We start from the raw sequence: 13,744 nt of genomic DNA, 5'->3' as shown, positions 1-13,744 counted from the left end.
CCCTAGCAGCGTTGATGCTGCGCAACGACCTCATCCAAAATTAAGCGCTGCAAACGTTGCGCAAAGTCTGGATCTAAGCCGGTTTGTGCCGCGCGCGCGGCGGTTTTTTCCAACTGCTGTGCTTCGCGGTTTGTGTCTTGCGCGGGCAATTGATGCTGCTTTTTCAATTGCCCCACTTGTGCGGTGACTTTGAAACGCTCGGACAGCACGGCAAAGAGTTGCTGAACGAGCAAGTCAATCTGCTCGCGCAAAGCCTGCAAATCGGCGGGCACGCTCATTAAACGCGTACCTCGCCGTCGCCAAAGACGATCCACTTTTCGCTCGTCAGCCCTTCCAAGCCTACTGGACCACGCGCGTGGATTTTGTCGGTAGAAATGCCGATTTCAGCGCCCAAACCATATTCAAAACCATCGGCAAAACGCGTTGACGCGTTAACCATCACCGAGGCTGAATCGACTTCACGCAGAAATTGACGCGCTTTAGTGTAGTTTTCGGTAATGATCGCGTCGGTGTGCGCGCTGCTCCATTGATTAATGTGCGCAATCGCTTCATCCACATCGGCGACGAGTTTAATCGCCAAGATCGGCGCCAAGTATTCAGTCGCCCAATCTTCCTCAGTCGCCGCAACGATATTTGGCAAGATCGCGCGCGTTTTTTCGCAGCCGCGCAGTTCAACCGATTTGGCGGCGTAAACTTTCGCCAGCTCAGGCAAAATCAGCTCGGCTACGTTTTCGTTGACCAGCAAAGTTTCCATCGTATTGCACGTGCCGTAACGATGCGTTTTGGCGTTATCCGCAATACGAATCGCTTTGGCTGGATCGGCTTCGTCGTCGATATAGACGTGGCAAATGCCGTCCAAGTGCTTGATTACTGGCACGCGCGCGTCGCGCGAAATACGCTCGATCAGGCCTTTGCCGCCGCGTGGCACGATGACATCGACAAACTCGCTCATCGTAATCAACTCGCCCACCGCCGCGCGATCGGGTGTTTCGATGATTTGCACTGCAGTGGCTGGCAAGCCTGCTGCCGCCAAACCTTCTTTAACACATTCAGCAATCGCCTGATTGCAATGGAATGCTTCGCGGCCGCCGCGTAAGATCGTGGCGTTACCCGATTTAATACAGAGACCTGCCGCGTCCGCAGTCACATTCGGACGCGCTTCATAAATAATGCCGATCACGCCGAGCGGAACGCGCATTTTACCGACTTGAATGCCGCTTGGACGATATTTGAAGTCGCCCATATTGCCGATTGGATCTGGCAGCGCCACCATTTCGCGCAGACCTTGCGCCATCGTCGCGATGGTTTTTTCGGTGAGCTGCAAGCGATCGAGCATCGCCGGCTCCAAGCCATCCGCCCGCGCCTGCTCCATATCGCGACCATTGGCCGCTAGCAGTTTATCTGCGTCGCGCACGATTGCATCGGCAATCGCGTTCAGCGCAGTATTTTTTGCACCGGTGCTGGCTTTGGCCATCGCACGGCTAGCGGCGCGAGCCTGACGGCCCACGTTTAACATATAGGCTTGGATATCCATATTCACTTCCACTGCTATTTTTATAATCGAATCAGTCCATTGTATCGCTTACTGCGTGGCGATGAAATGGATTAGGCCGGCAAAATCGGCCTTACTGGCCTGTATTTTTCATCAATTTGCGCGCAGCAGGCGGCAATTGCAGCACCGTCACGCCCACATTGTCGGCCAGCTTGCGATTAAACCAATCAGGCGCAGAGCTTTGCACCGCGATTAAAGTCGGCCCAGTTGGCAAATCCAGCCAAATCGGCGAGCCCGAATCGCCCGACAAGGTATCGCAGCGATGGAAAATCGTGCCATTGCGCCGTAGCTGCGTTAGCGTGCAGCCCAAATGCGCAGACAAAATCGTATCGTGGTCTTCGGCAAACCCGCCCTGATTAATTTGCTGCTCGGCGCGCAAAATCGTTTGCATTAGCTGTTTGCGGCTGCCTTGAAAAAATGGCATCGGCTCTGGTGCTTGGCCGTCTTTCAATTTCAACTTCATGACCGCAATATCATACGGTGCAGCACTGGGCTCGATATAGACATCGTCACCCTCATAGCGCAGACCTTGGCGAAATTTAGGATGAAATACTTGGCCAGTGACTTGATAGCGCGCCTGATATTTACCGTCATGAAAACCAGCCATAAACCAGCGACCGGCATCAATTTTACGCGGGGTCATCAAAAAGCAATGCGCCGCAGTGATCGCCAAATCAGGTGCAATCAAGGTTGCAGTACACGTGCCGCCCGATTTGACTTCTAGCCGACCAATCGCATTGTACGGTGCAGCATACGGCGCAGGAATATTGATGCGGTCATCGTGGCCAAAAAATAGCGCCAAGCGCTCTTTTTGAATTTGCGCTTCGTCCTCGGCCCTAACAGGCAAAGTGAGCCACAGAGCCAGCACCGCAATTACCCAACGCTTCATGATTTATCCTTTCAAGCCACCATAAAAAAAGGACGGCAAGCCGTCCTTTTCTCTAAGCTAGAAATAAATTCTAGATTATTTAGCAGCAGAAGCTTTAACTGCAGATGCTTTAGAAGCTACAGAAGCTTTAGAAGCTGCTTTAGCTTGTGCTTTTTGAGCAGCAGAAGCTTTAGACGCTACAGAAGCTTTAGAAGCCGCTTTAGCTTGTGCTTTTTGTGCTGCAGAAGCTTTAGATGCTACAGAAGCTTTAGACGCTGCTTTAGCTTGTGCTTTTTGTGCAGCAGAAGCTTTAGACGCTACAGAAGCTTTAGAAGCCGCTTTAGCTTGTGCTTTTTGTGCTGCAGAAGCTTTAGATGCTACAGAAGCTTTAGACGCTGCTTTAGCTTGTGCTTTTTGTGCAGCAGAAGCTTTAGACGCTACAGAAGCTTTAGAAGCCGCTTTAGCTTGTGCTTTTTGTGCAGCAGAAGCTTTAGAAGCAACAGCAACTTTAGACGCTTTAGAAGCTTCAGAAGCTTTCTTAGCAGGAGCTGCAACAGCGAAAACTGAAGCAGCAGCAAATACAGTAGCGATAACGCCAGCAGCGATCTTGTTCATCTTAAAACTCCGCAATAATCTTTAACGGCATTCAACGTGAATGCTTCAACGCGGCGGATTATGCGGTTTTGGTAATATTCCTGCACTACATACTTAGTGAGATTGTGTAACGCAAAGTACGTAATTTGATTACACCTTACTACATGTTCTTACAGTGAGTCGACTGAACGCATCGGCGTAGGCCACGTAAGGCTTAAACGCGCACCACCACTGGGTGCATCTAAGATGCTGACTGCGCCACCATGGCCACGCATAATCATTGCCACAATCGCCAAACCCAGACCAAAACCACCTGTGGCTTTATTGCGACTACCTTCCAGGCGGGTAAAGGGTTGCAGCAAGCGGGCGCGGTCTTCAACGGGAATACCGTCGCCATTATCGTCAATGTGTAAAGTGGCTGTGCCGTCTTGCCACAGCAAAGTCACATGAATTTGTTTGCCGCCATAGCGACGCGCATTCGACAGCAAGTTGCCCACCGCGCGACCAAAGTAATAGCTATCAACATCCAATAGCGGGCTTTCTTGCCCGGTGGTATTCTCAAATGTCGGCTCTGCACCATCGAGCGTGTATTCACCCAGCAAGCGTTGTAGCCACGGTACAATTTCCAAGGGCTGCACTTCCATACGCAATTGCGGGCTATCAAGGCTAGACATCGTTAGCCATTCGTCGATCAACTGGTCAATTTGCCCCAAGTCACGCTCGATCCCTTCAACTTGCGATTGGCTATTGGCTCCCGCTTTAATGGCTTCAAGGCGATAGCGCAAGCGCGCTAATGGCGTGCGTAAATCGTGCGACACCGCATCGATCATCGCGCGGCGCGAGGCGGTTAATTCTTCGACATCATGCGCCATCCGGTTAAAGTTTGAGCCCAGCGCCGCCAAGGGCGAGCTGTCTTCCAAATTCACCCGTACGCTAAAATCGCCCGCGCCCAGGCGACGGCTTTGGCGAATAACTTGAATCAAATCGCGCCAAAATGGACGTAACCACAGCCAGGTTGGGATGCCCAGCGCCAAACACATCAGCACCAGCGCCAAAATATCGGGCCAGGAAATGCCATCGAGCGACTGCAAGAACGGAATCGGGCCCAACACCACCATTTGCTTGGTTTGGTGGATACGGTGCAAATACAGGCCACGATCTTTCAGCAGAATAATATCGCCGCGCTCGAGCGATTCTTGGTTTTCTTGTGACAACACATACGCATCGAGCGATTCAATATCCACCGGCACTGGCAATTTACCGCGCAGGCGCGAAGCTTCGTCGTGCCACATCGATTGCGGCAAATCGCCCAGCTCTTTCTCGATCAGCGAAACGGTCGACAAAAACATATCGCTCAAATAACGCTGATTGGTGCGCTCGATCATTTGCTTGTATAAACCGCCAATCAGCAAAGACGACACCAAAAAGCACAGCACCACGGTGAGATAAAAGCGAATAAAAACCTGGCGCATCATGGACTCATTTCAATCATTGCATTGCTATCCATTCAGTTCACATCAACTCGCGCAGCGAGGTCCCCTCTCCAGGAGAGGGCGGGGGGTGTGGGAATAGAACATAAGGCGGCAGTCGACAGCATTAACTCTAGGGCTCGGCTTTGCCGAGAACTGCAATGGCAAAAAACAACATACCCCGCCGCGTATCTTACTCTTCTTGCCACCAAATATCGGCCGCAAACAAATACCCCTTGTTACGGATGGTTTTGATTTTCAGCGGATCCAGCGGATCGTCATCGAGCTTTTTACGCAAACGCGAAATCGCTACGTCCATACTGCGATCCAAGCCATCGTATTCGATGCCGCGCAGTTTTTTCAGCAAATGATCGCGACTTAGAATTTCACCGGCGTGGCTGGCCAACTCCCACAGCAAATCAAAATCGCTGGTCGACAGACCCATAGGCTGGCCGCGGTATTTCGAGCTGCGATTGCGCGCGTCGATTTGTAGTTTGCCAAAATTGAGTACCGATTGATCTTTCGCCGGCGCCGAGGCAATCAAATCCGAGCCTTTTTGGCCGACATGGCGCAAGTGCGCACGTATGCGCGCCAGCAACACCGATGGCGGCGTGGTTTTCACCACATAATCGGTCGCGCCAATTTCAAAACCCAAAATCTGATTCATATCGCTATTGAGCGAGGTCAGCAAAATAATCGGGCCGGCGTAAAACTCGCGCAACTCACGACACAGCGTTAATCCATCTTTGCCGGGCAACATAATGTCGAGCAAAATCAACTCGGGCGGATTGGCTCTCACGCTGTCGATAACACCATTACCATCACTGAGAACATCAACCGAAAATTCAAACGAGCGCAAAAAGCCACCGATCAATTCGGCCAGATCAGCATCATCTTCCACAAATAAAACGCGCGTGCTCATTCGATTAAATTCCTTGCAATAATTGTTCTAGCGCCATTGTAACTTCATCAATACTGCGGGCAGCTTGTGCAAACTCATAACGTTGCAACACTTGATCGCGGCGCAAATCACAGCCACCGAGATCAACTCCCACCAGCTCAAATGCCGTGGCGGGGCTAAATTCGGCGATTAATTGTGCTTCTTGCGGCAAACTGAGCGCAAAAGCACTTTCCCACTGCTCGCCTTCGATCCAGCCCATTTTGCCAAAACCGGCGATATACCGCGCACGGCGCGGCCACAAGCGCCACACTGCAAAATCACTCATTTGCAGATAACTGGCTAATTCAGGATTGTAACGCGCCAAGCGTGCGGCGAGCAGCTCATCGAGCGTGGCGGGCTGCAAATCCCCCACAATAGTGAGGCGCGCTTTATCTAGCGCCATCTCTTCCTCATGCAGTAACACACTGACCTTGGCGTCTTGCAGAATATTTTGGGTGTGTTCGGCCAAACGGCTCATCACCAACAATGGTCGCCCAGCCTCATCGGCCACCATAGGCAGCCAAGACACATGCGGATAACCGGGCATCTGCGCCGACATACTCGCCAGCGCCAGTGTACGGCGGCGGCGAATCAAAGCAATCGCTTCAGACCACAACATTGCAGCTCCTTTTTTCCTCCATTCTAACAGTCTGCCTGATTGTATGCTTTCATCAAATGCAATTTGGGCCAGCGCTGTAAAAACTGCTTGTCCTGTACTCGCTGCTCAAACACCGCGCGCGATACTTGCGTTGGATTGTGACGTAAGCGCAAAGCGAATAAATCCAGCAAAGCCGACTCTCCGCCGTATAAGGGCGGCGCCCAGATGTGCAATGCGTCATGCTGATCGAGTGAGGCGCCAATTGCGGTGGCGGTTTCTGGCCAGCTGGCCATGGCCGCCAAGGTCGATGAAAACGGCACAATCGCTTGGCCGTTCTGATTACGATACCAGCGATGCACGCCAGCTTGATTGCACACATCCCATTGCCAGTGGGGCGCGAGTTGCGACAATTGCTGTTGCGCAGCCTGATCGCGCTCGCTCGAGATGTCGCGGTCATCCCAATAAATCAGATCGATTTCGGCCAGCTGAAAATCAAAGCCATGTATTCGATCCCAGACCAAATTACGGATAGATCCTGCGGCAATACACCACTGGGGTAATTCAAGCGATCGAGCGAGGCGCAGCGCGGCCATTAGCGATTCTTCCGCCCGAATCCACTGAATTAACTGTTGCATATTTTGTGGCAGCAAATCGATCGTCCCCAAGCGTATTTCAGCACACATTGCCTCATCCTAATTGGGGGCCAAACAAAGCTAAATCAATCATCGTGTTCAAGCGGCCAGAGATCACAAGAAAAACCCCTTACTCCGCCGCAAAATGCGAAAATTGCCTTCCCCAACCCCAATTAGCCCACGCGATGTCAACCCAAGACCCGATGTTGCCCCTGCTATTTCCGCTACTACAGGCGTTCCCCGCCGAGCAGCGAGAAGCGCTGATTGCCAAAGGGCAAGAATTTGATGCGCCTGCGGGTACGCAATTATGGCTTGAGGGGCAAAGCGTTGATCAGGTGTTATTTTTTTCTTCCGGCACCATTTTGGCGGCAGCGAATGCGCATGCGGGTCAGCGACGTTTTTTGTATGGCCATATGGCAGCAGGCTCGATTGCCGGATTGCACGCACTCTTTATTAGCGAGCCGATGCAGATTCAGCTCACGGTACAAGAAGACGCGCATTATTTACAATTGCCGCTCGCCGATTTACGCCAAGCGCTCGCCCTCTGTCCTGCGGCTTGGCAAGCGGTAGCGCAAGAGCTAGCGCACGGCGTCTACCACCTGATCAATACGATTAATCTGATCTCCCAATCGAATGGCTACCACCGCCTGCGCCGCCTGTTGATTCAATTGGATAGACGCGCGAGCAAGTCGGGCCACCAAAAGAGCGGCTTGGTTTTAAGCCAGCAGGAAATCGCCGAGCGCATCGGCCTATCGCGCGAAATGGTCAATCGCATGCTGACGCAACTGCGCAATGGCAACTACATCACCCAAGACGAGCGCGGTGTGTTTCGCATTTTACAAGCCTTACCACACGAATTTTGACGCATTAAATCGTTTGTGCGAAACCGCACAAACGATTCATCCCACCATCTTGCGCCCCTATGATGCCGCTTATTGCCAAAAGCATATTGGAGCCACAGATGTCACGCATTCTTACCCTGATTGCCACCCTATTGATCGGGCTGACTGCCACCCAAAGCCAAGCCAGCGTTCACGATGCCTACCGCGATGGAGTGCGGGAAGTTACCAAAGCCAAGATTGACGGTGCGCGCGAAGTGGCTGCCGAGCGCCGCGAAGCCGCGAAAGATTTTTACGAAGCCGATAACGCGTGGGAGCGTCGCCAAGCGATTCGCGAAGGTGCGCGTGAAGTGCGCTCAGCCAAACGCAAAGCCGAGCGCGAAGTTCGCCAAGAGCGTCGTGAAGCCCGCCGCGAAATTCGCCGTGAAATCCGTAAAGACCGTTGGAACTAAGCTCATGAAAAACAAACTCACGTTGATTCAAATTTTGCTGTTTATGGTTAGTGCCCTGTTGTTGATGGCTTCCCCCACTTGGGCCGATAGTCGCCAAGACGCACATCGCATTGGGGCTTTTGCTGGCGCAATGAAATATTGCGCCGAACACGAAGATCGTCGCGAAGGACGTTACAAGCTGGCTCGACTCAGTGCATTCAAAGAAGTCGACGCCATGTCATCCAAACGCAAACTCGATGCCATTGCCGCTCGCAACATCGCCTACGATCGCGGTCGCTATCTTGGTCGCCGCCTCGACAGCAATCACTGTCGCCAGTTAGTGAAAGCATCTGAATGGCGACGATTTTTTAACTAGGGTATTCGCATCAAATCTATAGCGGACAATCGACAAGAAGATATCCCCATCTAGGCCCCACCGTGGTGGGGCTGTCCGTTTCTAAATTAAGGTGTCATTTGTTCTTACGTACGCTTGTTCGTGTTCCAGCAACCAGCGTTTACGCTCCAAACCGCCCCCATAGCCGGTGAGTGAGCCATCTTTACCAATCACTCGATGACACGGGACGATGATCGCGATTCGATTGCAGCCATTGGCGGACGCCACGGCGCGCACGGCCAGCGGCTTGCCAATGGCATCAGCCTGCGTCTGATACGACACCGTTTCTCCATAGGGTATGCCTTGTAGCGCCTTCCATACTGAGAGCTGGAAGTCTGTACCTGGAGTATGTATCGCCACACCAAAATATTGGCGATGGCCTGCAAAATACTCGGCTAGCTCTTGCTCAGCCTGTCGGGTATGCTGATTTTCACCCGCAATAATTCGAGCTTTTAGCAAACGCTGCAGATCTTTAAATTCGGTTTCCAGCATGCGCCGATCGACAAATTCTAATAAGCAAATGCCTTGCTCGGTTGCACACACAAACATCGGCCCCAGTGGCGTAGTTAAGCGCTGAATCACAATTACCGCCGCATCCGCACTGTGCATCGGGCTATGCCCGAGCACTTTTTTATAGGTATAGCCAAAGCCACTAATCGACTCATAGCCTACGGTAAATGCCGTTTCGGTGCTCCGTTTTCCCAATTTAAGCTCCTCCAATGCGGTATTTATACGCAACATGCGCTGAAAGGCCTGAAACGTCATCCCATAATGCTGACCAAACCAGCGGCGTAACATTTCGGGGCTGATCCCCAATTTGCGCAACTGATCATCGCTGACTTTTTCTTTGGGATTGGCGCGTAGCAATTGCAAAGCTTTTTCTACTAGCGGTGGAGCCAAATGGGCGTTTTCGGTGGGGCGGCAAATTTTGCACGGCCGATAGCCTGCGTCTAATGCTTCTTTGAATTGGGTATAAAACTCGACATTTTCACGCTTGGGTTTGCGCGCTCGGCATGTGGCAATACAAAACACCAAAGTCGTTTTCACCCCAACAAAAAAGCTACCCACATACTCAGGCGAACGATCGAGCAGCGCTTGATAGTAAGTCGCAATTTGTTGCTCATCATTGATGCGCATATTCAAAAACCCGAGTAAACGATTGATCGCAGCGGATCGCGACGAACAATTCGCTTAATTGTTGCTGCAAACGATCAAATACAAAATTCCCCATACTAATCCGCTTCACACCCAATTGCTGTAATACCTGAAAATCTGGCAGACTTGGCAGGCTCATCACATTGATCGGCAACTCCACGCCCGCAACCACCGCAGCGATATCCTCTACGGCGGTAATACCCGGTACAAATAAACCATCGGCACCGGCTGCATGGTAGCGCTGACCGCGCAGAATCGTTTCTGATCGTGCATCTGCGAGTGCTAATACATAGCCATCCGTGCGAATATTTAAAAATATCTCGCAGTCTTGCTCACGCAAACTCACCCGCACTTGGGCAATCGTTGCAGTAAATTCATCCACGGGCCGTAAGATGCGCCGCCCCGCAGTGACGAGAGAGTCTTCCAAATTAACGCCGACGACACCAAGCTGGGCTAATTTTTGGATATGAGCCGCAATCAGTTGCGGATCACGGCTATAGCCAGCCTCAAGATCAACCGACAGCGGCAAATGGGTGGCTGATTTGATGCGCTGAACTAGAAACAATAATTCAGCAAAAGGCATACATTCACCGTCGAGATAGCCCATAGTTGCGGCTATCGCGGCACTGGAAGTGCCAAGCGCTTGATAACCGGCTTGTTGTGCCCGCTGGGCACTACTGGCATCCCAGACATTGGCGAGTAATAGCGGCGTATTTTGCTGATGTAGTGCGTTGAAATTCATACTGCTTTCCAATCAAATAATGGCACTACAGTACGGCAGCCCCACCGCACTCGCAACCGAAAACTGGACAAGTATTTTTCTTTGCTGAGCCGCAAAAAATAAGGCAAATTACGCGGTTTTTAGCGCTTTACGCGGGCAAAAGACTGCCGCATTGAAGGAACAAGATGGAAATATTGCTTGAAATTCGCACCTATCAACTCAAAGCGGGTACGGGTCAGATGTTTCACCACTTAGTTGCCGCGCAAAGTGTGCCCTTATTACGCCAATGGGGTATTCGCGTGATTGCCTTTGGATCATCGCAATATGATGCCGATACCTATGTTTTAATACGCGCCTTTCGAGACATGGACGATTTAAATCAGTCACAAGAAACCTTCTACGCCAGCGATGCTTGGCGTCTTGGACCACGTGAAGCGATTGTGGGTTTAATTGAGTCGAGCACCAATGTCGTGTTATCTGCTCCCGCTAATACCATCCAAGCGATAAATGAATAGCCCAGCTCAACATTGCGCAAACGATTGCACGGTGCAAAAAGCGATGTTGTTCAGGATTGATTCATGCCAGCTCTGCTAAAAATAGAGGGGTATTCACACCTCACAGCGAACCGCTTGAGAAGCTGGGCCTGGATAGATTCACACCAAACGGACATTTGGTGGCTAAATTCACAGAGAAGGTGGCAATTTTTAACAGCATATGTCATCTAAATATGGTCTGATTACGCCACTGAAAACAATAGGACACGCCAAAATGAAAAAACTACTGATCACGAGCATGATTGCTTTAAGTTTGAGCGTTACCGGGTGTGCCAATATCACCCCCGAACAACAAGGCGCGATGATCGGCGCCTTAGGCGGTGCAGCGGCAGGCGCTTTGATTAGTAAAGCATCAAAAGGCAGCCACACCGGCCGTGATGCCGCAATTGGTGCGGCGATTGGTGCAATTGGTGGTTATGCCTGGTCTGCACACATGGAAAAACAGCGCAAAGAAATGGAAGAAGCGGCCAAAGGCACTGGCATTGAAGTGAGTAAAACACCCAACAATGAATTGAAACTCGAAGTACCTAGCGATTTCTCTTTCGATACTGGCAAAGCCATTATTAAACCCAATATGCGCCCAGTGCTCGACAAATTGGCCGTGACATTAAATCAGAACCCAGTCACCCTAGTACGCATCGTTGGTCATACCGACAGCACGGGTAGTGATGCTATTAATGAGCCGTTGTCGGTCAACCGTGCCGCCGCAGTGCAAAGCTACTTGATCGGCAAAAATGTAGCGAGCAATCGACTCAACATCGAAGGCCGTGGCTCTCGTGAACCCGTGGCAGACAACAGCACTACCGTGGGCAAAGCGCAAAATCGCCGCGTTGAAATTTTTGTCGCCGAGCCAGCCAAAGCTCAGTAATTTCACTCAGCCACTTTAGTTAGCAGCCTACAACAGCCCGTTTTGCGGGCTGTTTTTTTTGAATTTCGACACGAAAATGACCGAAATGTCCGCGAGGAAACACGCAATAGCCTAATCGAACGAACTGCCATAGTTGCCTTATTGAGCCGCGATGAAATAGGCGGCAAACATTACACGGGATGGCCGAGACAATAAGTAGCCCTCCCCTCCCTAGTAGACGGGCGGCACAATGCCCATGTCATAACATTAACAATTACTGATATACTCCGCGCGGGCGTCAAGCCATCGTTATTCATGTAAATCACTTTATTTGCGACCTAAACAATAGGTATACAAATGAAGATCAAATACAAAATAAACTTCACAAACATACCCCACAAAGGTATTTGAAGTTCATGAGGAGTCTATCGTGCATCATCTTTTGGTACTGAGTAGCAGCGCTCTGATTGCAACACTGGCGCAAGCGACAACCGTAAGCCCTTGGAATGCGCAACAAGTGTACGCCACGCCAGGCATGCAAGTAAGCCATCAGGGACAAATCTACCAGAACAAATGGTGGACTCGCGGTGAGGACCCTAGCAAAAGTGGTCAATGGGGCGCATGGATCAAAGTGGCGACGGCCAAACCTAATCCCACTCCAGTAACCACAGCAACCCCGCTCGCCACCGTAAAACCGACGTCTCGTCCAGTCTTGACCCTAGCACCGACCCCGATCGCGACGATAAAGCCTACTCCTGTTGCGACCAGCACTCCGGTGCCAACTAACAAACCAACAGCAGCCCCAAGCGCAACACCAACAGTCATTGCGCCAGATGCATGCGCCAACGGCAGCAGCATCGTCGCGATCACTCGCAGCGCTGGCGTAGCACGGATGGGTTCGGTGTATTCAAGTACGCTGTACGACCCAAATATACGATCAGAAGCAAATAACACCCACAAACCCCAAGCAATTAAAGTGGTAGTCAGCAATGGTGGAAAAGCGCTGGCTGGTTGTAAAGTCAACTGGACTCCAATCAATGGCAACGACAGCGGTTGGGTATTCCCATTGGCCGAAAAGACCAATGCCCAAGGCGAAGTCAGTGCGTGGTGGATAGCGGGCAAAGCCAGCGCACAGCAAGTGCGCGCCAGCATTCGTTTGGCCGATGGCAGTAGCCGCGAAACTGAAATAACCGGTCAAGCTTTTGCCCACACCACCCGCGCCAATTCGATTCATCTGAATTGGTCCTCACCGCTTTGGAATGGCTTTAGCGTTGATGTGACGCCGCAATCTTGGGCGCCAACCACCTACTACTCCGCCATCAATTTCCCCGGCGGGTATACCGGTATTCAAACCAACCAATTGTTGTTCTCGCTATGGGACGTCAATGGCATCAGCCCGACGGTGATTGATAAGGGTATTGCTACCTGCTCTAACTTTGGCGGCGAAGGCACAGGCATAAAATGCTACGCGCCCTACAAACCACAGGTGAATGTGACGTATCGCTTTGAATTGGAAGTCGCAGCAACCAGCGACGAGAAAACCGATTACACACTGTATTTCACTGAGCTACCAAGTGGCGCGCGCACCAAATTTGCCACCATGCGCTATCAAGCCAAAGTTTCGCCCTATGGTGCAGCAGCCTTTGTTGAAGATTGGTACGAAGAAAAAACCTCGTGTCTAGCCAATACGCGTCGGGCCGCATACTTTAGCAATGTGAAATACCGCAGCCCAAGTACTGGTCAGTGGACAGAGATTCGCAAAGCGACCGGCAGCGCGGTCTATAACCAATGGCACAATGAAATTTGCAGCAATTATGCCTTTGGTACCGAACAGGGTCGGTTCTGGATGGGAACGGGCGGTGAAGTAGTTGGACAACCGCTAAATCTGCCGGGACAAGCAAGTCGGGTTAATTTGTCTTTAGACTAAACTAACCGGGGCTTAAAATTAGGCTCGCTTGATCGCCCTATGTTTCGCAAACAGGTGCCGACTTAGGGCGAGCATTAGACCTTGAAAGACGAGCTTGAGAATTTCAGCTTTGGTGGCCTGTAGCAGACATCATCCGACAGTGCTTATTGCCAATCCTACGATGATTTTTGTTTATTAATATTGCAAGAATTCAATAGAAAAGCCCCTTGCGGGGCTTTTTTAG

Annotated in this window: 15 protein-coding genes and 2 pseudogenes; 6 read left to right on the top strand and 11 right to left on the bottom strand. The window is 51.3% G+C overall.

Features of this window, described 5'->3' with window-relative positions; translation table 11 throughout:
* Nucleotides 1-2: 2 nt before the first annotated feature.
* The 8 genes from NT239_11470 to NT239_11435 all read right to left on the bottom strand — a co-directional run bounded on the left by NT239_11470 (nt 3) and on the right by NT239_11435 (nt 6,704).
* A complete protein-coding gene (locus tag NT239_11470; GenBank protein XGA70392.1) occupies nt 3-278 on the bottom strand; it encodes a chorismate mutase in 276 nt (91 codons plus the stop codon).
* Complete coding sequence (locus NT239_11465; protein XGA70391.1) at nt 278-1,534, bottom strand: glutamate-5-semialdehyde dehydrogenase; 1,257 nt, start codon at nt 1,532-1,534, stop codon at nt 278-280. Before NT239_11465 ends, NT239_11470 begins: the two co-directional genes overlap by 1 nt.
* Nucleotides 1,535-1,625: 91 nt before the next feature.
* Nucleotides 1,626-2,441 (bottom strand): trypsin-like serine protease, encoded by an 816-nt coding sequence (locus NT239_11460; protein XGA70390.1) that lies wholly within the window; start codon nt 2,439-2,441, stop codon nt 1,626-1,628.
* A 75-nt stretch (nt 2,442-2,516) separates the two neighbouring features.
* Nucleotides 2,517-3,035: a hypothetical protein gene (locus NT239_11455; protein ID XGA70389.1), complete on the bottom strand. Its 519-nt coding sequence runs from the start codon at nt 3,033-3,035 to the stop codon at nt 2,517-2,519.
* A gap of 149 nt (nt 3,036-3,184) precedes the next feature.
* Nucleotides 3,185-4,489: an ATP-binding protein gene (locus tag NT239_11450; GenBank protein ID XGA70388.1), complete on the bottom strand. Its 1,305-nt coding sequence runs from the start codon at nt 4,487-4,489 to the stop codon at nt 3,185-3,187.
* A gap of 187 nt (nt 4,490-4,676) precedes the next feature.
* Nucleotides 4,677-5,405, bottom strand: coding sequence for a two-component system response regulator RstA (rstA, locus tag NT239_11445; protein ID XGA70387.1), 729 nt, complete (start codon nt 5,403-5,405; stop codon nt 4,677-4,679).
* Between the two features lie 4 nt (nt 5,406-5,409).
* Nucleotides 5,410-6,042, bottom strand: a complete 633-nt coding sequence (locus NT239_11440) for a CREG family protein (GenBank protein ID XGA70386.1) — start codon at nt 6,040-6,042, stop codon at nt 5,410-5,412.
* Nucleotides 6,043-6,065: 23 nt separating this feature from the next.
* On the bottom strand, nt 6,066-6,704 hold the full coding sequence (locus NT239_11435; GenBank protein XGA70385.1) for a nucleotidyltransferase family protein: 639 nt from the start codon (nt 6,702-6,704) through the stop codon (nt 6,066-6,068).
* Between the two features lie 134 nt (nt 6,705-6,838).
* Between NT239_11435 and NT239_11430 the strand changes: the two genes are divergently transcribed.
* The 3 genes from NT239_11430 (at nt 6,839) to NT239_11420 (ending at nt 8,299) form a co-directional block, all read left to right on the top strand.
* The gene (locus NT239_11430) at nt 6,839-7,516 is read left to right on the top strand and encodes a Crp/Fnr family transcriptional regulator (protein ID XGA70384.1); all 678 of its coding nucleotides are present in this window, start codon (nt 6,839-6,841) and stop codon (nt 7,514-7,516) included.
* A 98-nt stretch (nt 7,517-7,614) separates the two neighbouring features.
* On the top strand, nt 7,615-7,944 hold the full coding sequence (locus tag NT239_11425; protein ID XGA70383.1) for a hypothetical protein: 330 nt from the start codon (nt 7,615-7,617) through the stop codon (nt 7,942-7,944).
* A gap of 4 nt (nt 7,945-7,948) precedes the next feature.
* A complete protein-coding gene (locus NT239_11420; protein XGA70382.1) occupies nt 7,949-8,299 on the top strand; it encodes a hypothetical protein in 351 nt (116 codons plus the stop codon).
* An 81-nt stretch (nt 8,300-8,380) separates the two neighbouring features.
* Here NT239_11420 and NT239_11415 read toward each other — a convergent pair.
* From NT239_11415 to NT239_11405, 3 genes and pseudogenes are all read right to left on the bottom strand, one after another.
* Nucleotides 8,381-8,659, bottom strand: a pseudogene (locus tag NT239_11415) (methylated-DNA--[protein]-cysteine S-methyltransferase).
* Between the two features lie 12 nt (nt 8,660-8,671).
* Nucleotides 8,672-9,454, bottom strand: a pseudogene (locus NT239_11410) (helix-turn-helix domain-containing protein).
* Entirely contained in the window at nt 9,441-10,214 is a 774-nt protein-coding gene (locus NT239_11405) for an isocitrate lyase/phosphoenolpyruvate mutase family protein (GenBank protein XGA70381.1), read from the bottom strand. The pseudogene NT239_11410 and the gene NT239_11405 overlap by 14 nt, the downstream one beginning before the upstream one ends.
* Nucleotides 10,215-10,378: 164 nt before the next feature.
* Here NT239_11405 and NT239_11400 point away from each other — a divergent pair, with 164 nt between their 5' ends.
* The 3 genes from NT239_11400 to NT239_11390 all read left to right on the top strand — a co-directional run bounded on the left by NT239_11400 (nt 10,379) and on the right by NT239_11390 (nt 13,521).
* Nucleotides 10,379-10,708, top strand: coding sequence for an NIPSNAP family protein (locus tag NT239_11400; GenBank protein ID XGA70380.1), 330 nt, complete (start codon nt 10,379-10,381; stop codon nt 10,706-10,708).
* Nucleotides 10,709-10,961: 253 nt separating this feature from the next.
* Entirely contained in the window at nt 10,962-11,615 is a 654-nt protein-coding gene (locus tag NT239_11395) for an OmpA family protein (protein XGA70379.1), read from the top strand.
* A gap of 409 nt (nt 11,616-12,024) precedes the next feature.
* Nucleotides 12,025-13,521: a DUF3472 domain-containing protein gene (locus tag NT239_11390; protein XGA70378.1), complete on the top strand. Its 1,497-nt coding sequence runs from the start codon at nt 12,025-12,027 to the stop codon at nt 13,519-13,521.
* Nucleotides 13,522-13,744: the final 223 nt, after the last annotated feature.

The sequence above is a fragment of the Chitinibacter sp. SCUT-21 genome, from assembly GCA_041874755.1.
Classification (GTDB): Bacteria; Pseudomonadota; Gammaproteobacteria; order Burkholderiales; family Chitinibacteraceae; genus Chitinibacter.
Note: the sequence above shows the minus strand (reverse complement) of the source record. Positions and strands in the feature narration are given on the sequence as shown.